Annotated in this window: 13 protein-coding genes and 3 tRNA genes; 1 reads left to right on the top strand and 15 read right to left on the bottom strand. The window is 66.6% G+C overall.

The window, feature by feature from the left end; genetic code table 11:
• Nucleotides 1-56 precede the first annotated feature (56 nt).
• Nucleotides 57-3956, bottom strand: a complete 3900-nt coding sequence (locus tag G401_RS0110630; RefSeq protein WP_027342502.1) for a DNA-directed RNA polymerase subunit beta' — start codon at nt 3954-3956, stop codon at nt 57-59.
• Nucleotides 3957-4040: 84 nt separating this feature from the next.
• Nucleotides 4041-7481, bottom strand: a complete 3441-nt coding sequence (rpoB, locus tag G401_RS0110625) for a DNA-directed RNA polymerase subunit beta (protein ID WP_027342501.1) — start codon at nt 7479-7481, stop codon at nt 4041-4043.
• A 423-nt stretch (nt 7482-7904) separates the two neighbouring features.
• On the opposite strand from rpoB, the gene G401_RS52560 reads away from it, so the two are divergent.
• Nucleotides 7905-9065 (top strand): mannosyltransferase family protein, encoded by a 1161-nt coding sequence (locus G401_RS52560; RefSeq protein ID WP_051366466.1) that lies wholly within the window; start codon nt 7905-7907, stop codon nt 9063-9065.
• 48 nt (nt 9066-9113) lie between these two features.
• Here the strand turns inward: G401_RS52560 and rplL are convergent, their stop codons facing one another.
• The 13 genes from rplL to G401_RS0110555 all read right to left on the bottom strand — a co-directional run bounded on the left by rplL (nt 9114) and on the right by G401_RS0110555 (nt 18974).
• Nucleotides 9114-9497, bottom strand: coding sequence for a 50S ribosomal protein L7/L12 (gene rplL / locus G401_RS0110615; RefSeq protein WP_027342500.1), 384 nt, complete (start codon nt 9495-9497; stop codon nt 9114-9116).
• A gap of 62 nt (nt 9498-9559) precedes the next feature.
• Nucleotides 9560-10096, bottom strand: a complete 537-nt coding sequence (rplJ, locus tag G401_RS0110610; RefSeq protein WP_027342499.1) for a 50S ribosomal protein L10 — start codon at nt 10094-10096, stop codon at nt 9560-9562.
• A gap of 1736 nt (nt 10097-11832) precedes the next feature.
• A complete protein-coding gene (rplA, locus tag G401_RS0110605; protein WP_027342498.1) occupies nt 11833-12546 on the bottom strand; it encodes a 50S ribosomal protein L1 in 714 nt (237 codons plus the stop codon).
• Between the two features lie 70 nt (nt 12547-12616).
• A complete protein-coding gene (rplK, locus tag G401_RS0110600; protein WP_027342497.1) occupies nt 12617-13051 on the bottom strand; it encodes a 50S ribosomal protein L11 in 435 nt (144 codons plus the stop codon).
• 154 nt (nt 13052-13205) lie between these two features.
• Nucleotides 13206-13853 (bottom strand): transcription termination/antitermination protein NusG, encoded by a 648-nt coding sequence (gene nusG, locus G401_RS0110595; RefSeq protein ID WP_245601694.1) that lies wholly within the window; start codon nt 13851-13853, stop codon nt 13206-13208.
• A 73-nt stretch (nt 13854-13926) separates the two neighbouring features.
• On the bottom strand, nt 13927-14346 hold the full coding sequence (secE, locus tag G401_RS0110590; RefSeq protein ID WP_027342495.1) for a preprotein translocase subunit SecE: 420 nt from the start codon (nt 14344-14346) through the stop codon (nt 13927-13929).
• Nucleotides 14347-14491: 145 nt separating this feature from the next.
• A tRNA-Trp gene (locus tag G401_RS0110585) sits at nt 14492-14564 on the bottom strand.
• Between the two features lie 394 nt (nt 14565-14958).
• Entirely contained in the window at nt 14959-15126 is a 168-nt protein-coding gene (gene rpmG, locus G401_RS0110580; protein ID WP_027342494.1) for a 50S ribosomal protein L33, read from the bottom strand.
• Between the two features lie 103 nt (nt 15127-15229).
• Nucleotides 15230-15302 (bottom strand) — tRNA-Met (locus G401_RS0110575).
• A 24-nt stretch (nt 15303-15326) separates the two neighbouring features.
• A tRNA-Thr gene (locus tag G401_RS0110570) sits at nt 15327-15399 on the bottom strand.
• A 104-nt stretch (nt 15400-15503) separates the two neighbouring features.
• Nucleotides 15504-17966, bottom strand: coding sequence for a putative bifunctional diguanylate cyclase/phosphodiesterase (locus G401_RS0110565; protein ID WP_211240723.1), 2463 nt, complete (start codon nt 17964-17966; stop codon nt 15504-15506).
• A gap of 109 nt (nt 17967-18075) precedes the next feature.
• Nucleotides 18076-18273, bottom strand: a complete 198-nt coding sequence (locus G401_RS0110560) for a hypothetical protein (protein WP_157545582.1) — start codon at nt 18271-18273, stop codon at nt 18076-18078.
• Nucleotides 18274-18479: 206 nt separating this feature from the next.
• Nucleotides 18480-18974 (bottom strand): YajQ family cyclic di-GMP-binding protein, encoded by a 495-nt coding sequence (locus G401_RS0110555; protein ID WP_027342491.1) that lies wholly within the window; start codon nt 18972-18974, stop codon nt 18480-18482.
• Nucleotides 18975-19017: the final 43 nt, after the last annotated feature.

The following is a 19017-nucleotide window of genomic DNA, read 5'->3' as shown; positions in this document are numbered from 1 at the left end:
GGCGGATCGAAGTCGATCCGCCGCCGTTCTAGTGTCGCTTGTCGATACCGGGAAACTTACCGGTAGGCACCGAAGTCGAAGTCGTCCAGCGGAACGGCCAGGCCGCTCGCCGGGCCGAAGCCGTAGTCGGTCTCGCCGTAGGCGGCGGTCATCGAGTAGACCTTCGCCTTGGCCTCCTCGGTCGGCTCCACCCGGATGCTGCGGTACTTGCTGATGCCCGTACCGGCCGGGATGAGCTTGCCGATGATGACGTTCTCCTTGAGACCGATGAGCGAGTCACTCCGGGAGTTGATCGCCGCCTCGGTGAGCACCCGGGTCGTCTCCTGGAAGGAGGCGGCCGAGAGCCACGACTCGGTGGCGAGCGACGCCTTCGTGATACCCATCAGCACCGGCCGGCCGGCCGCGGGCTCGCCGCCCTCGGACACGACACGGCGGTTCTCCGACTCGAACTGCGCCCGGTCGACGAGCACGCCCGGCAGGAACTCCGTCGCGCCCGAGTCGATGACCGTGACGCGCTTGAGCATCTGCCGAATGATGATCTCGATGTGCTTGTCGTGGATCATCACGCCCTGCGACCGGTAGACCTCCTGGACCTCCTGGGTCAGGTGGACCTGGACGGCCCGCGGGCCCAGGACGCGCAGCAGCTCGTGCGGGTCGATGGTGCCCTCGGTCAGCTTCTCGCCGACCTCGACGTGTCCGCCGTCGTGCACACCCGGACGCAGGCGTACGCGCTTGGAGATCTTGTCGTGAACGATCTCTTCGCTGCCGTCGTCCGGCACGATGATGATCTTCCGCGACCGGTCGCCGTCCTCGATCCGGATCCGGCCCGGGGTCTCCGCGATCGGCGCCTTGCCCTTGGGCACGCGCGCCTCGAAGATCTCCTGGACACGGGGCAGACCCTGCGTGATGTCCTCGCCGGCGACACCACCGGTGTGGAACGTACGCATCGTCAGCTGCGTACCGGGCTCACCGATCGACTGGGCGGCGATGATGCCGACGGCCTCGCCGACGTCCACCGTCTTGCCGGTCGGCAGCGAACGGCCGTAGCAGGCCGCGCAGACGCCCAGCTTCGACTCGCAGGTCAGGACGCTGCGGACGCGTACCGTCTCGACACCGGCCCGGACCAGATCGTCGATGATGATCGAGTTCAGGTCGACGCCACGGGACGCCACCAGGGCACCCGAGGAGTCGGTGATGTCGTCGGCGAGCGTACGCGCGTGACCACCGGTCTCGGCGTGCTCGTGGACGACGACCTCGCCGGCCTCGTTGCGCTCGCCGACGTGCACCGGGATGGCGCGGTCGGTGCCGCAGTCCTCCTCGCGGATGATCACGTCCTGCGAGACGTCCACCAGACGACGGGTCAGGTAACCCGAGTCGGCGGTACGCAGCGCGGTGTCGGCCAGACCCTTGCGGGCACCGTGGGTGGAGATGAAGTACTCCAGCACCGACAGGCCCTCGCGGAACGAGGACTTGATCGGGCGCGGGATGATCTCACCCTTGGGGTTGGCCACCAGACCGCGGATCGCGGCGATCTGCCGGAGCTGGAGCATGTTGCCTCGGGCACCCGAGTGGATCATCTTCCACAGCGGGCTCTCCTGCGGCAGAGCGCTGTCCATCTCCTTGGCGACCTCGTTGGTCGCCTTCGTCCAGATCTGGATGAGCTCGCCGCGGCGCTCCTCGGCCGTCATGAGACCGCGCTGGTACTGCTTGTCGATCCGCTCGGCCTCCTTCTCGTAGCGCTCCAGGATGGCCTTCTTCGCCGGCGGCTGCACGACGTCCTCGATGCCGATCGTCACACCGGACCACGTGGCCCAGTGGAAACCGGCCTCCTTGAGGGCGTCGAGCGTCGCGGCCAGGGCGACCTTCGGGAAGCGCTCGGCGAGGTCGTTGACGATCGACGAGAGCTGACCCTTGCGGATCTCGTAGTTCACGAACCGGTAGCCGGGCGGCAGGGTCTCGTTGAACAGCACCCGGCCGAGCGAGGTCTCCACGATGAGCGGATCCCCCGGCTCCCAGCCCTCCGGCGCCTGCCACTTCGGCTGGCCCGCGCCGTTGTCCACGCCGATCAGGCCGTGCAGGCGGATCTTGACCGGCGCCTGCAGGTGCAGCTCGCCCTGGTCGAAGGCCATCTGCGCCTCGGCGTCGGTGCTGAAGATCCGACCCTCGCCGGTCATGTCCGGACGCTGGTGCGTCAGGTGGTAGAGGCCGATCACCATGTCCTGCGTGGGCATGGTGACGGGCTTGCCGTCGGCCGGCTTGAGGATGTTGTTCGAGGACAGCATCAGGATCCGGGCCTCGGCCTGCGCCTCGGCCGACAGCGGCACGTGCACCGCCATCTGGTCGCCGTCGAAGTCCGCGTTGAACGCGGTGCAGACGAGCGGGTGGATCTGGATCGCCTTGCCCTCGACCAGCTGCGGCTCGAACGCCTGGATGCCCAGGCGGTGCAGGGTCGGCGCCCGGTTGAGCAGCACGGGGTGCTCGGTGATGACCTCTTCCAGCACGTCCCATACGACCGGGCGCTGGCGCTCGACCATCCGCTTGGCGGACTTGATGTTCTGCGCGTGGTTGAGGTCGACCAGCCGCTTCATGACGAACGGCTTGAACAGCTCCAGCGCCATCTGCTTCGGCAGGCCGCACTGGTGCAGCTTCAGCCGCGGGCCGACGACGATGACCGAACGGCCGGAGTAGTCGACGCGCTTGCCGAGCAGGTTCTGGCGGAACCGGCCCTGCTTGCCCTTGAGCATGTCGGACAGCGACTTGAGCGGGCGGTTGCCCGGACCCGTGACCGGCCGGCCGCGGCGGCCGTTGTCGAACAGAGCGTCGACGGCCTCCTGCAGCATCCGCTTCTCGTTGTTCACGATGATCTCGGGCGCGCCGAGGTCGATGAGCCGCTTGAGGCGGTTGTTGCGGTTGATCACGCGGCGGTACAGGTCGTTCAGGTCGCTCGTGGCGAACCGGCCACCGTCGAGCTGCACCATCGGGCGCAGGTCCGGCGGGATCACCGGTACGCAGTCCAGCACCATGCCGAGCGGCGAGTTGTTGGTGTTGAGGAAGGCCGCGACGACCTTGAGGCGCTTGAGCGCGCGGATCTTCCGCTGCCCCTTGCCGGAGCGGATGGTCTCGCGCAGGTCGTCCGCCTCGTTGCTGAGGTCGAGGTTCTGCACGAGCGACTTGATCGCCTCGGCGCCCATGCCGCCGTTGAAGTACTCGCCGAACCGGTCGCGCAGCTCGCGGTACAGCAGCTCGTCGGTGACCAGCTGCTTCGGCTCGAGCTTGCGGAAGGTGTCGAGCACCTCGTCGAGGCGGTCGATCTCGCGCTGCGCCTTGTCCCGGATCTGGCGCATCTCGCGCTCGCCGGATTCCTTGACCTTGCGGCGCACGTCGGCCTTGGCACCCTCGGCCTCGAGCTCGGCCAGGTCGGCCTCGAGCTTGGCGGCCCGCTTCTCGATCTCGGCGTCGCGGGCGTTCTCGGCCTGGCGCTTCTCCGCGAAGATCTCGTTCTCGATGGTCGAGAGGTCGCGGTGACGCGCCTCGGTGTCGACGCTGGTGACGACGTACGAGGCGAAGTAGATGATCTTTTCGAGATCCTTCGGGGCGAGGTCCAGCAGGTAGCCCAGCCGGCTCGGCACGCCCTTGAAGTACCAGATGTGGGTCACGGCGGCGGCCAGCTCGATGTGACCCATGCGCTCACGACGCACCTTGGACCGGGTGACCTCCACGCCACACCGCTCGCAGACGATGCCCTTGAAGCGCACGCGCTTGTACTTGCCGCAGTAGCACTCCCAGTCCCGCTGCGGACCGAAGATCTTCTCGCAGAAGAGTCCGTCCTTCTCGGGCTTCAGGGTGCGGTAGTTGATGGTCTCGGGCTTCTTGACCTCGCCGTGCGACCAGCGCCGGATGTCCTCCGCGGACGCCAGAGCGATCCGCAGCTCATCGAAGAAGTTAACGTCGAGCACCTAATATTCCTTCTGGCTCGTTCTTGCCTGGTCAGTCGTTCCGGGTGGTCCGGGGGCCGCTCGCGCGGCCCCCGGGCACCAGGGTCAGACTTCGTCGACGCTGATCACGCCCTCGTTCGGGCGCCGGGAAAGGTCGATGCCGAGTTCCTCGGCCGCCCGGAACACCTCGTCGTCGGTCTCGCGCATCTCCAGCGCCACGCCGTCGGAGGAGAGGACCTCCACGTTCAGGCACAGCGACTGGAGCTCCTTGAGGAGAACCTTGAACGACTCCGGGATGCCCGGCTCCGGGATGTTCTCGCCCTTGACGATGGCCTCGTAGACCTTCACGCGGCCGAGCACGTCGTCGGACTTGATGGTCAGCAGCTCCTGCAGCGCGTACGCGGCGCCGTAGGCCTGCATCGCCCAGCACTCCATCTCACCGAAGCGCTGACCGCCGAACTGCGCCTTACCACCGAGCGGCTGCTGAGTGATCATCGAGTACGGGCCGGTCGACCGAGCGTGGATCTTGTCGTCGACCAGGTGGTTGAGCTTCAGGATGTAGATGTAGCCCACCGCGATCGGGTCCGGCAGCGGCTCACCGCTGCGGCCGTCGTAGATCTGGGCCTTGCCGGACGAGCCGACCAGCTGCACGCCGTCACGGTTCGGCAGCGTCGAGGCGAGAAGACCGGTGATCTCCTCCTCCTTGGCGCCGTCGAAGACGGGCGTCGCCACGTTGGTGTCCGGGATCGACTCGTGAGCGTCGATCGAGCGCAGCGCCCGCTTCCACTCCGCGTCGTCGCCCTCGACCTTCCAGCCGGTCTTGGCCACCCACCCGAGGTGGGTCTCCAGCACCTGGCCGATGTTCATACGCGACGGCACACCGAGCGGGTTCAGCACGATGTCGACCGGCGTACCGTCCTCGAGGAACGGCATGTCCTCGACCGGAAGGATCTTGGAGATGACGCCCTTGTTGCCGTGCCGGCCGGCGAGCTTGTCGCCGTCCTGGATCTTGCGCTTCTGCGCCACGTAGACGCGAACCAGTTCGTTCACGCCCGGCGGCAACTCGTCGCCGTCCTCACGGGAGAAGGTGCGTACGCCGATCACCGTGCCGGTCTCGCCGTGCGGGACCTTGAGCGACGTGTCGCGGACCTCGCGGGCCTTCTCGCCGAAGATCGCCCGCAGCAGCCGCTCCTCCGGGGTCAGCTCGGTCTCGCCCTTCGGGGTGACCTTGCCGACCAGGATGTCGCCCGGCACGACCTCCGCGCCGATCCGGATGATGCCGCGCTCGTCCAGGTCGGCGAGCATTTCCTCGCTGACGTTGGGGATGTCGCGGGTGATCTCCTCCGGACCCAGCTTGGTGTCGCGGGCGTCGACCTCGTGCTCCTCGATGTGGATCGAGGTGAGCACGTCCTCCTGCACGAGGCGCTGCGACAGGATGATCGCGTCCTCGTAGTTGTGGCCCTCCCACGTCATGAACGCGACCAGCAGGTTGCGCCCGAGCGCCATCTCGCCCTCGTCGGTGCAGGGACCGTCGGCGATGACCTGGCCGGCCTCGACGCGATCGCCCTCGAAGACGACCGGCTTCTGGTTGACGCAGGAGCCGGAGTTGGAGCGGCGGAACTTGTGCAGCAGGTAGGTACGCCGGTGGCCGTCGTCCTGGTGCACCGTCACGTAGTCGGCGCACAGGTCCTCGACCACGCCACCGACCTCGGCGACGACCACGTCACCGGCGTCGACGGCCGCCCGGTACTCCATGCCGGTGCCGACCAGCGGCGCCTCCGCCTTGACCAGCGGAACCGCCTGACGCTGCATGTTGGCACCCATGAGGGCCCGGTTGGCGTCGTCGTGCTCGAGGAACGGGATCATCGCGGTCGCGACCGACACCATCTGGCGCGGCGAGACGTCCATGTAGTCGACCTGCGCCGGCGGCACGAAGTCGACCTCGCCACCCTTGCGGCGCACCAGGATCCGGTCGTCGACGAAGGTGCCGTCGGCCTTGACCTGGGTGTTGGCCTGCGCGATGACGTGCCGGTCCTCTTCGTCGGCGGTCAGGTAGTCGATCTGCTCGACGACCCGGCCGTTCTCGACCTTCCGGTACGGCGTCTCGATGAAACCGAACGGGTTGACCCGCGCGAACGTCGACAGGGCGCCGATGAGGCCGATGTTCGGGCCTTCCGGCGTCTCGATCGGACACATCCGGCCGTAGTGCGACGGGTGGACGTCACGGACCTCGAAGCCGGCGCGCTCACGCGACAGACCGCCCGGACCGAGCGCCGACAGGCGCCGGCGGTGGGTCAGACCCGCGAGCGGGTTGGTCTGGTCCATGAACTGCGACAGCTGCGACGTACCGAAGAACTCCTTGATCGCGGCCACCACGGGGCGGATGTTGATCAGGGTCTGCGGCGTGATCGCCTCGACGTCCTGGGTCGTCATGCGCTCGCGGACGACGCGCTCCATCCGGGACAGACCCACGCGGACCTGGTTCTGGATGAGCTCGCCGACCGTACGCAGACGCCGGTTGCCGAAATGGTCGATGTCGTCGGCCTCGTAGCCCTCTTCGCCGACGTGCAGCCGGCAGAGGTACTCGACGGTGGTGACGATGTCTTCCTCGGTCAGGGTGCCCGTCGTGATCGGGACGTCCAGCTCGAGCTTCTTGTTGAACTTGTAGCGACCGACCTTGGCGACGTCATACCGCTTCGGGTTGAAGAAGAGGTTGTCGAGGAGGGTCTGCGCGTTCTCGCGCGTCGGCGGCTCGCCGGGGCGCAGCTTGCGGTAGATGTCCAACAGCGCCTCGTCCGCGCTGGCGATGTGGTCCTTCTCCAGGGTGGTCATGAGCAGCTCGGACCAGCCGAACCGCTCCCGGATCTGGTCGTTGGACCAGCCGATCGCCTTGAGCAGGACGGTGACCGCCTGACGGCGCTTGCGGTCGATGCGTACGCCGACCGTGTCGCGCTTGTCGATGTCGAACTCCAGCCAGGCACCCCGGCTCGGGATGACCTTGACGCTCGACAGGTCGCGGTCCGACGTCTTGTCGGGCTCCTTGGTGAAGTACACGCCCGGCGAGCGGACGAGCTGGGACACGACGATCCGCTCCGTGCCGTTGATGATGAAGGTGCCCTTGGGCGTCATCATCGGGAAGTCACCCATGAACACGGTCTGGCTCTTGATCTCGCCAGTCGTGTTGTTGGTGAACTCCGCGGTCACGAAGAGCGGCGCGCAGTAGGTGAGATCCTTCTCCTTGCACTCCTCGATCGAGGCCTTGACCTCTTCGAAGCGCGGGTTGGAGAAGGAAAGCGACATTGTGCCGGAGAAGTCCTCGATGGGACTGATCTCTTCGAGGATCTCTGCGAGGCCCGAGAGGGCGTGAGCGTCAGTTGCCGAGCGGGTCTGCCAACCCTCGCTGCCAACGAGCCAGTCGAAAGACTCGGTTTGAATGGCGAGCAGGTTGGGGACCTCGAGATGTTCGGTGATCCTGCCGAAGGAGATCCGGCGGGGAGCGAAAGCGCTCGACGTACGACTGGTCTTCGCAGGGCGGGAAGTTGCCAAGATACGTCCTTCCGAGGACCGGTGGTGCAACGGCCGTTTCGCGTGCACTCCAATGGCCCCTGATCCAGGAAGTCAAGGACTTCCCAGGCAGGGGGAAAAGAGAAGGCAGCGCAAACTAGCAGTGTAGCCGGAAGGCACGCCGCTGTAAAGTGGCCACAGCAAAATCGGGCAGGACGTGTCGCAGACCACCTTATCCCAGAGGGGCGACAGTTTCTTGGCAAACCGTACGCCCGGCGGTGGGGTGGGACCCGTCGCTCATTTGTTCTGACATCAGCGTGCCTTTCGCCGCCCGCGCCGTCAAGACCATGCCGCATAACAGTGTGGGCGTGGCATCATGAGCCCTCGGCCGATACCAGGTGAGCGGGGTCGGCGTACCTGGGGCGCCACCAGGGTAAATCGACTATCCGACATATGGGGGATCGTGTGACAACGCCCGTCCTGGACGCGCCCGCGACCGAAGTCGTCCCGCGCGTGTCACTCCGGCGACTCTCCCCCGCCCTGGCGGCGTGGGCGACCGGGGCGGCGGTCTACCTGCTCACGACGGCGTACCACTATCGGGCGCTCGGGATCGCGGTCCGGCCGGCGAAGCTGTTCTTCGAGGACTGGCTGGTCTGGGACACAGGTCACTACCTCGACATCGCCACCGGCGGCTACACGCCCTTCGACCAGTACGCGTTCTTCCCGCTCTACCCGCTGATCCTGCGCGGCACGGATTACCTGCCGGGCGGCGTACGCGTCGCGGGCCCGATCGTGACCATGCTGATCGCCCTGGCCGCCCTCATCGTCGTCCAGCTGCTCACGGAGCGGGAGTTCGACCGGGAGACGGCGCGGCGCACGGTGTTCTACCTGATCGCCTTCCCGACCGCGTTCTTCCTGTTCGCCCCCTACAACGAGGGCCTCTTCGTGCTCCTCGCCGCCACCGCCCTGTACGCCGCCCGCAAGCAGGCCTGGTGGCTGGCCGGACTGGCCGGCGGGCTGGCCGCGGGGACGCGTACCTTCGGGTTGCTGTTGCTGCTGCCGCTGGCGTACGAGTATGTGCGGCAGTACCACCGTCCTCGGTGGAGCTCGCTGTGGCTGTTGCTGGTTCCGGCGGGGCTCGGCGCGTACCTGCTCTACTCGTGGCAGTCCGCCGGGGACGCCCTGGCCTTCGCCCACGCCCAGGACAGCTGGCACCGCGCGTACGCCTGGCCGCTCGTACCCCAGTGGCACGCCGTGCGGCTGCTCGGGAGCCAGCCGCTGCTCTCCGCGTACTCCCTGCTGTATGTGCAGCAACTGGCCCTGTTCGCGCTGGCGGCGACGACGCTGGTGCTGTGCGTGGCCGGCCCGTGGAAGCTGCGTCGCGACCAGCGTTACCTGCTCGTGTACGCCTTGGTCCTGTTCCTGCCCTTGCTCGTGACCGAGGTGGGTCCGCAGGACCCGCTCGGCAGCATCCACCGGTTCCTGCTGGAGATCATTCCGATCTTCATGATCCTGGGCCGTGTGGGGCGGCGGGACCTGCTGGACCGGTTCCTGCTGCTGGGCATGATGGCACTGAACGTGATCAACATGCTCACGTTCCTGACCAAGAACACCTTCGTGGCATAGCGAAAGGGCCGTCCCGCACGTGGCGGAACGGCCCTTTCGGCAGAGAACTTACTTGAGCTTGACGCCCGCGCCCTCGGCCTCGAGCTTGCCCTTGGCCTTCTCGGCCGTCTCCTTGTTGACCTTCTCGAGGATCGCCTTGGGGGCGGCCTCGACCAGGTCCTTGGCCTCCTTGAGGCCCAGGCCGGTCAGCTCACGCACGACCTTGATGACCTGGATCTTCTTGCCACCGTCGTTCTCCAGGACGACGTCGAACTCGTCCTGCTCCTCCGCGGCCTCGGCCGGGGCGGCAGCGGCGGCCACGCCGGCGACCGCGACGGGCGCGGCGGCGGTGACCTCGAAGGTGCTCTCGAACTGCTTCACGAACTCGGAGAGCTCGATCAGCGTCATCTCCTTGAAGGCCTCAAGGAGCTCGTCGGTGCTCAGCTTCGCCATAATGTGGCGTCCTTTCTCAAACTACTGAAAAATCGTGAACCGGAGTGCCGAACCCGAGGGGCTCAGGCACCTTCCTGCGCGCGCTTGTCCTGCAGTGCGGCGACCGTGCGAACGGTCTTCGACAGGGGAGCCTGCAGCACGGCCGCGGCCTTGCTGAGGTTCGCCTTCATCGCGCCGGCGAGCTTCGCCAGCAGCACCTCACGGGACTCCAGATCAGCGATCTTGGTGACCTCGGCCGCCGAGATCGCCTTGCCCTCGAAAACGCCGCCCTTGATGACGAGGAGCGGGTTGGCCTTCGCGAAATCGCGCAGACCCTTCGCGGCCTCGACGGGGTCACCGGAAACGAAGGCGAGCGCGGTAGGACCGGAGAACAGCGCGTCGAGACCCTCGATGCCCGCCTCACTCGCAGCGCGCTTCGCCAGGGTGTTCTTCGCGACCGTGTAGGACGCGTTCTTCCCCAGCGCACGGCGCAGCGCGGTGAGCTGAGCAACGGTGAGGCCGCGGTATTCGGTCAGCACGGCAGCCGGCGAGTTCTTGAAGCTCTCCGTGAGCTCCGCGACCGCGCCCGCCTTGTCGGCCCGAATCGGCTTGTCCGCCATGTCCCTCCTCTCTCGTAACTACGAGCTGGTGGTCCACGCGGAAAAACAAAACGCCCCGGCGCAAGCGCACGGGGCTACTTCGACGCGCGGCGGCGCCGGGAGCAAATCCGTCCATCCTGCGCGGGCCGTCCGCACTCCTGCGGACCCTTCGACCACCGATTGCTCGGCGGTGACCAGCGGTCTATGGGTGAAACTGCAGTCAGCGTATCCGGGAAGGGGCTCTTCCGCCAAATCAGGCAGATCACGATCTTCATTTCCCGGGTCCGTCGATCTCACCTCCGCTCCTCGCGCGGGAGACCGTTCGGCCCTGGGGGGCCTCACTGCCATCTGAGTGGGGCGACGCATCCTTCTCCGCGGTCAGGTCACCGTTTCCCCCGTTCGACCTTCGCCGCACCTTGTTCGGCCTTTGTCGCGACTGTCCGACTTGGGCGCCGGGTCGCCGGGCCGCCGGGCCGCCGGGCCGCCGGGCCGCCGGGTCGCCGGGTCGCCGGGCCGCCGGGTCGCCGGGTCGCCGGGTCGCCGGGTCGCCGGGTCGCCGGGTCGATCTTGCACGAATGTCTCGATTTTCGTCCTGAGCGCCCTATATACCCGGACATTCGCGCAAGATCGTCGATACGCTGGGGATCAGGGACGGCGGTTCGCTTCGGCCCGCTTGGCCTTTGTCGCGAGTGTCCGAAACGGGTTCGGCGGGGCAGGCTCGACCGTGATCGTTTGCGGCTGGGATGTAGTTTCCGGGTCCACTCCCTCGATCCATTGCGGTGGGGATGTAGGCAGGGGGCCGATTTCCTGCATCTGAGGCGCTTTGGATCTTGGGCGAAGAGGCGGTTTTTACATCTCAACCGCTGTGGATCACGACCGAGGCGCCCTGCCGCCACTCCGAACCGCCCTGCGGCCGCGCAGTGTCCGCGATGCGGGAACGATCTTCCGGCCCACGAGACGACGCTGCTGATCTCGTGATCGTTGACGGATATGGCGCATTTTCCGACCCTTCTGCATGATCATTTACGCGCCAGGTGCACCCAGCGGCCATCAAGGTGCTCCAGAACCGTAAACAATCATGCAGCGGGAGGCCGTTCTCACACCTCAGCCGTAAACGATCACCGCTGGCCGTAGCTGCTGGCCGAACATATCGGACAGTCGCGACAAAGGCTGGGGGTGAGCAGTCCCGACAGCCGAACCGGGCTGCCCTCTTCCCTTGAGCTCGCCCTTCCCTTGAGCCCGCCGCCTTGCCCTTCCGGCCGGCCTCCTTCGACCGCTCCGGAGCGGTTGCCCCCACACTTAGTCGCGACTGTCGGACTTGGACATCCAGGCGCGCCTGCCAGTCGATCATCGTTGGCGGCCGAGATGCAGCTCTGGCCGTCGTCGGCTTGATCGTTTGCGGCTGCGATGTAGCCAGGGGCCGTCTCCTACATCCGAGCCATCGTGGCCTTGGGCCGGATCTCTACATCACAGCCGCTTTCGATCACGCCTGGCCCACCCCACCCGCGATACAGGAACGGTTTCAGGCGGCAGAGAGGCCCCGGGGGCAGAACCGTTCTCCCGCAGAAGGAGCGAAAGCGAAATCGGCGAACCCGGGAAATAAAAAATCTTGAATTCAAGAATTTGATCTTGGCTAGAAATGTCGCACCCATGTTGTAGAAAAAGCGACAGAGGCTTGAGCGCCACGGGGGAGCTCAAGCCTCTGTCCAATTCCTACGAGGTTCTGTTCTTCGACCGGTCACGACGACCGGCGCGCATCACACCTCGGCGGTGTCGTGGAAGTTCCGCGTCACCTTCGGGTCGACCGGGACACCGGGACCCATCGTGGTGGCGACGGTGACCTTCCGGATGTACGCGCCCTTGGCCGCGGACGGCTTCGCCCGAGCGACCTCGTCGTAGACGGCCGCGTAGTTGTCGATCAGCTGCTCCGCGGTGAAGGACGCCTTACCGATGATCAGGTGCAGGTTCGAGTGCTTGTCCACCCGGAAGGTGATCTTGCCGCCCTTGATCTCGTTGACGGCCTTCGTGACGTCCACCGTCACGGTGCCGGTCTTCGGGTTCGGCATCAGGCCGCGCGGGCCCAGGATCCGCGCGATCCGGCCGATCTTGGCCATCTGGTCCGGCGTGGCGATGGCCGCGTCGAAGTCCAGCCAACCTTCCTGAATGCGGGCGACCAGGTCGTCGCTGCCGACAACGTCGGCGCCGGCGGCCTGCGCCTCGGCGGCCTTCTCGCCGACCGCGAAAACGATCACGCGAGCGGTCTTGCCGGTGCCGTGCGGGAGGTTGACCGTGCCCCGCACCATCTGGTCCGCCTTACGCGGGTCGACGCCGAGGCGCATCGCGACCTCGACCGTGGCGTCGAACTTGACGGTGGTCGTCTCCTTGGCCAGCTTGATGGCCTCGGCGGGGAGGTAGAGCTTGGCGCGGTCGATCTTCTCCGCGCTCTTGTTGTAAGCCTTGCTGTGCTGCATGTCTGCTGCTTCTCCTGTGGTCTGTGTCGAGCCTTCGGCTCTGCCACTCAAAGTGCGGGAATGGAGCCCGTCACTCGCTGACGGTGATGCCCATCGAGCGGGCGGTACCGGCAATGATCTTCATCGCCTGGTCGATGTCGTTGGCGTTCAGGTCGGACATCTTCTTCTCGGCGATCTCGCGCAGCTGCGTGCCGCTGACCTTGCCGACCTTCTCCTTGTGCGGGACGCCGGAGCCCTTCGGGATCCCGGCCGCCTTGATGAGCAGCTGGGCCGCGGGCGGCGTCTTCAGCACGAACGTGAAGGTCCGGTCCTCGTACACCGTGATCTGCGCGGGAACCACGTCACCGCGCATCGAGTCGGTCGCGGCGTTGTACGCCTTGACGAACTCCATGATGTTCACACCGTGCTGACCGAGCGCGGGACCGACCGGCGGAGCCGGAGTCGCCGACGCTGCCTTCAGCTGAAGCGTGAACGTCTTGACGATCTTCTTCTTCTTCGGAGGCATGTCTCTTCCTGGGCTGTATGGGCAGACTGCTCCCGCAGCCTGACCGGGGTGGTTTTCACCGGACCGGCCCGAAGGCGCGCACGGTCAGCACGCCTATACGCAGGCCGGACATTCCATGGTAACGCCAGTCGATCCGATCGACCGCACCGGGCTGCTAGATCTTCGACACCTGGTTGAAGTTGAGCTCCACCGGCGTCTCCCGACCGAAGATCGAGACAAGCACCTTCAGCTTCTGCTGATCGGCGTTGATCTCGTTGATCGTGGCCTGGAGCGAGGCGAACGCGCCGTCGGTCACCGTGACCGAGTCGCCCACCTCGAAGTCGAGAACCTTGACCTCGGGCTTGACCTTCTTGCCCGGCTCGGCGGCGACGGCCGGCGCCAGCCACTTGAGCACCTCGTCGAGGCTCAGCGGCGCGGGGCGGTCGGCGCGATCGGTGGCGCCCACGAAGCCCGTGACCCCCGGCGTGTTACGCACACAGGAGTAGGACTCAGGCGTCAGATCCATCCGTACCAGGATGTAGCCCGGGAAGACCTTGTTGGTCACGACCTGGCGCTTGCCGTTCTTGATCTCGGCTTCTTCGCGCGTCGGCACCTCTACCTGGAAGATGAAATCCTCCATGTCGAGGCTGGTGATCCGCGTCTCCAGGTTCGTCTTGACCTTGTTCTCGTAACCGGCGTACGAGTGGACGACATACCAGTCGCCAGGGGCGAACCGCAGCTTCTGCCGCAGCTCGGCCACCGGATCGAAGGGAGCGTCGGCGTCCGCCACCGGCAACTCGACCTGGTCGGCGACGTCGTTCACGTCGTCCTCGACCTCGTCGGCCACGGCGGTCTCGTCGTACTCAGCCACGCTCGCTCACTTCCGTCGATATGGATTACTTAGTGCCGTTGCCGAAGATGTGCAACACACCCCAGGCGTAAGCCGCATCGAGGAGGCCGACGAGCGTCATCATGATCGCAACGAATACCACCACGACAGCGGTGTAGGTCAGCAGATCCTTGCGCGTCGGCCAGATGACCTTGCGAAGCTCGCCGATGACCTCACGGAAGAAGAACCAGATCCGCCGGGGAATGCTCCCCAGACGGCCCAGGAAGCCCTGCTTCTCGGAGCGCTTGCCGCCCTTGTCCGACGCCGACTTCGACTCGGACTTGCCGGACTTACCGGCCTTGGCGGGCTTCTCCTCGGTGCTGGACTCGTCCTCGAACAGCTGGGCGTCGTCGTCGACAGCGTCGTCGAACACGTCGTCGACGTGCTCAGCCGCGGCGCCCTCGCCACGTCGATTGCTCTCGGCCACTTCGCCCTACTTCCGTGTCGCGGGGGTGGGAGTGCAACGTGCGCACTCGGTCACGCTGACCTGAAGCCTCACCCGATCCGGACCGGTTGGCTTCGAAGGGCCACCGGGCCACGCTAACCGGGCTTACCAGGAAGGCTTCAAGCCGCAGGGGCGACAGGACTCGAACCTGCAACCTGCGGTTTTGGAGACCGCTGCGCTACCAATTGCGCCACACCCCTTCGCGGGAAGTTCACCCATCCGGCCGCGCAGGCGACCAGACAGGAGTCACTCAACCCCACGGCGGACCAGTGTACGGGTAGCCGGACCGCTTGCCAACTCAGACCTGCTGACCAGTCCCGGCGTACGAGTCCTAGGCATCAGGGACTCGCTTCGACACCTCGCCATGGCGTCGATGCGTACCGATCACCGCTCGAAATTCCGGATCCGAGCGACCGCCTCATCGTACGCGTATCAGCACATGTCGTTACGAAATCGTGTCCCTTACGATCGTTCACACGTCCGCGGGATGCACTTCGCGGCCCACGGCGTACTGATCGCGGACATGCCGAAGGCCGGCACCCCATTGGAGGGCCGGCCTGGCGAAAGATCAGATCCCTGGCGGGACCGCCGTGATCAGCGGGTCTCGCGGTGCAGGGTGTGCTTGCCGTCGCGCGGGCAGAACTTCTTCAGCTCGATGCGGTCCGGGTCGTTGCGACGGTTCTTCTTCGTGATGTAGTTGCGCTCTTTGCACTCCACACACGCCAGGGTGATCTTTGGACGTACGTCAGTCGCCTTGGCCACAGCAGTGCCTTCCTCAAACGAACTACAGACTTCCCGACGCTCCAGCGTAGGGCGGTACTTTCCGAAACGCAAAAGAGCGAGTCACAATGTGACCACGCTCAAGTAGCGGTGGCCGGACTTGAACCGGCGACACAGCGATTATGAGCCGCTTGCTCTACCAACTGAGCTACACCGCTGGGCGCGGGTCCTTCGACCCGGAGAGCCCCCTTACGGAATCGAACCGTAGACCTTCTCCTTACCATGGAGACGCTCTGCCGACTGAGCTAAGGGGGCGTGCGCATCGCTACTGCGGCGCGCGCCTTGGTAAGAGTACACGGCGCCCTGGATTCCGCGAAATCGGGTTCGGCGTAGCCATTGCGGTGTCGTGCGGGCGGGTCTCAGCCGACCGCACGCAAGCGGCGGAGCTCCCCCGTCGGCGACGGTTCGGCGTCCGTACGCGCACCCAGCCACGCCTCCAGCCGCTCGTACGGCAGCGGGCGGCTGAACAGGAAGCCCTGGCCGATGTCGCAGCCGATCTCGGCCAGCAGATCCAGCGTGAGCTCGCTCTCGACGCCCTCGGCGACGACGGCCAGCCCGAAGTGGCGGGAGATGTCGACGACCGCCCGCACGATCGCGAGGTCGCCCGCGTCGGTCGCCATGCCCTGCACGAACGACCGGTCGATCTTCACCTCGTGCACGGGCAGGCGACGCAGGTAGGACAGCGACGAGTAGCCGGTGCCGAAGTCGTCGACCGACAGGCGTACGCCGAGTTCGTAGAGGCGGCGCAGGGTCGGCAGGGGCCGGTCCTCCTCGCCGACGAAGCCGTCCTCGGTGATCTCCAGTGTCAGCCGGTCCGGCGAGACGCCGAACTCGCGGAGCAACTCGTCCACCCGGCCCGGGAAGTCCGTGTCGATCAGGGTCTTCGCGGAGAGGTTGACCGCCACGCCGAGCGGCCGGCCGGCGTCGACCCATTCGCGGGCCCGCTTGAGGCCTTCGCGCATCACGGCCTCGGTGAGACGGCCCAGCTGGCCCGTGTGCTCCGCCACGGCGACGAAGTCCTCCGGGGCGACCGAGCCGTGCGTCGGGTGCTCCCAGCGGGCCAGGCACTCCACGCCGACCAGGTGCCGGTCGCGCAGGTCCACCTTCGGCTGGAAGTAGACCTCGAGCTCGTTGTTGTCCAGCGCCCGCCGCAGATCGCCGGCGAGGCCGAGGCGGCGTACCGAGCGGGACTCCATGCCCAGGCTGAACAGCTGTACGCCGTTCGCGCTCGACTTCGCCGCATGCGTGGCCAGTTCGGCGCGCTGGAGCAGGGTCGACGGATCGGTCCCGTGATCCGGGTGCACCACGACGCCGGCCGCGGTGTCCACGTCCAGCGTCAGGGTCCCGAATCCGAGCGGCTGCTGCAACTGCTTGCGCAGGCTCGTGGCCAGCGAGACGGCCGCCTCGGCGCTCGGCAGGCGCAGCGTCACCACGAACTCGTCCCCGGTCACCCGGCCGACCAGCGCCGCCGGTGGCGCGGCCGCCCGCAGCCGGTTCGCGACCTCGGCGATCAGGCGGTCGCCGGCGGCGTACCCGAGGGAGTCGTTGACGTCGCGCAGCGAGTCCACGTCGAAGAAGAGCACGCCGACGACCTCGCCCGGAGCCCGGATCTTGACGGCTTCCTCCAGCGCGGCGGTGACCCGGCGCCGGTTGGGCAGCCCCGTCAGCCCGTCGTGGTACGCGTCGTAGCGCAGCCGTTCGACCAGCCGCGAGTTCTCGACGGCGACGGCGGCGTGGGCGGCGACGGCCTCCAGCAGCTGCACGTCCGGCGGCCCGAACTTGACGGTGTCGCCGAGCCGGTTGGCCACTTCCAGGGTGCCGATGACGGCGTTGCCGGCCTTGAGCGGGACCACGATCGCGTCGCTGGCCCCGGCCGCGCGTACCTCGCCGAGCTGGTCGTTCTCGCCGAAGCCGTCGCCGACCGCCACGGTCTCGCCGCCTTCGAGCGCCTGCTTGCGCAGCGATTCCGGCGTCTTGACCACGTCAATCAGGCCAAGCGCGTCCTCCTTGGCCGTGAGGAGGACTTCCGGATGGCGGCCCTGACCGGGCAGCCACAACGTCGCGTACTCCGCTTTGAGCAGGGCGCGTACGCGGGTCAGCAGGACGTCGCTCAGCGTCCCGTCGTGGGGCGTGTCGGCGATGTCGCGGGTGATGTCGTAGATGTCCGCCAGCGTGGTGTGCTGCCGCATGAATCCGTAGTACGACCGGTACGCGAACATGAAGCAGCCGACCAGCGCGGCGAGCAGGAACAGCGCCCACGGGCCCTGCTGGAGCAGGACGAGGATCGACAGGCCGATCGTGATGTTGGTGAGCGCCACCATGAGGCTCGGCAGCGCCGCGTTGATCAGCTCGCGGGACGACATCCGGCCCTGGACGAGGCTCACGACGCCGGCGGTCGAGGTGAACGAGACGGCCGCGCCGAGCAGCACCGCGACGGCCAGGACCAGCCAGCTCTCGGGCCGCATGGCGTTCAGCGGCCAGAACGCGGTGACGACGAGTTCGGCGGAGACGGCGGTCAGCGCGGAGGACGAGATGTTGAAGGCGCTCTTGGCCGGCGGCAGGCCGAACGGGCTGCGGACGAGCGATCTCGCGAGGACCCGCGCCACGATCAGGGTGATCGGCGGCAGGTACACCAGGCCCAGCAGGAGTGGGATCTCACTCAGCGAGAACGAGAGGATGTTGCGCCGCACCTGGAATTTCAGCGGCGCCAGTTCGGCGGCGACGAACAGGCCCACGAATGCGGCGCCCAGCAACCATCTACCGGCAGCCGGTTCCACTCGCGCCGCAATGACGAACGAGAGGATGACGGAGATGAGAGCCATGGGGCCGGTGACGAGCCAGCTCAGTTCCGAACTTCTACGGACGGGCCGGACATTTCTCGCCACCCGGATGCTCCCTCAATCGGCTCACGGCGTCAGCGCACCGCCCGCATCAATCCCAGATGGTTTCCTGGAGACTGAACATCTCCTCGCGGCCGGACGACGCGGCGGGGGTCACGTCCGCGCGGGCCGTCCCGACGGTGGGTGCGGCTTGGGCGACACCGGCCTGCGCCACGCTCAGGGCCGTTCCGCCCACGGTCGCGGCGAGCATGCCGAGAACCACCGCTCGGCGAAGCTTCTTAGCGCTCATCGACGACTCCTGACTCACGTCCCGTGTGCAATAAGGCATAGGGGTTCAAGGGATATTGCCACACTAACGCTCGTCAAGGAAAGCCCCAACCGCAGGGGTGCGCGGGCCGACTCGCGGAGCTTCGTCCGTTCAGCCGGTAAATGCCGCCGAGGGTACTACCCCTGCCCGGCCGACATTCTCCACAGTCACCCATTTAGTAGTTTTTGTCAACGGTAGTTCGTGAATTGCAGGGCTACGTCGAGGTCAGCCCCTTTCAACAAGGCGATGACCTCCTGCAGGTCATCCTTCTTCTTGCCGGTGACCCGCAACTGATCGCCCTGGATCTGCGCCTGTACGCCCTTGGGGCCCTCGTCGCGGATCTTCTTCGAGATCGCCTTGGCCTTGTCCTGGTCGATCCCCTGAACGATCTTGCAGTCGATCTTGTAGGTCTTCCCGGAGGACTTGGGCTCCCCCGCGTCCAGCGACTTCAGGGAGATGTTCCGCTTGACGAGCTTCTCCTTGAAGACCTCCAGCGCGGCCTTGGCCCGATCCTCGGTCTCCGCCGTGATCGTGACCCCCTCCTCGCCGGCCCAGGCGATGGCCGCCCCGGTGCCCCGGAAGTCGAACCGCGTACCCAGTTCCTTCTCGGTCTGGTTCAGCGCGTTGTCGACCTCCTGGCGGTCGACCTTGCTCACGATGTCGAACGACGGATTGGCGGCCATCGGCCCCCTCCTCGCACCCACGGCCACCGGCGTACGCCGGCCG

The organism is Hamadaea tsunoensis DSM 44101 (genome assembly GCF_000428945.1).
Classification (GTDB): Bacteria; Actinomycetota; Actinomycetes; order Mycobacteriales; family Micromonosporaceae; genus Hamadaea; species Hamadaea tsunoensis.
The sequence above is the reverse complement of the archived record's forward strand: the minus strand, read 5'-3'. Positions and strand labels throughout refer to the sequence as shown.

Bases quoted from the DNA above. Each gene is read 5' to 3' on its own strand.
- G401_RS0110565 (WP_211240723.1), bottom strand. From the start codon at position 17,966: ATGGCTCTCATCTCCGTCATCCTCTCGTTCGTCATTGCGGCGCGAGTG.
- G401_RS0110555 (WP_027342491.1), bottom strand. From the start codon at position 18,974: ATGGCCGCCAATCCGTCGTTCGACATCGTGAGCAAGGTCGACCGCCAG.
- rplL (WP_027342500.1), bottom strand. From the start codon at position 9,497: ATGGCGAAGCTGAGCACCGACGAGCTCCTTGAGGCCTTCAAGGAGATG.
- rplA (WP_027342498.1), bottom strand. From the start codon at position 12,546: ATGCAGCACAGCAAGGCTTACAACAAGAGCGCGGAGAAGATCGACCGC.
- rplK (WP_027342497.1), bottom strand. From the start codon at position 13,051: ATGCCTCCGAAGAAGAAGAAGATCGTCAAGACGTTCACGCTTCAGCTG.
- G401_RS0110560 (WP_157545582.1), bottom strand. From the start codon at position 18,273: ATGAGCGCTAAGAAGCTTCGCCGAGCGGTGGTTCTCGGCATGCTCGCC.
- rplJ (WP_027342499.1), bottom strand. From the start codon at position 10,096: ATGGCGGACAAGCCGATTCGGGCCGACAAGGCGGGCGCGGTCGCGGAG.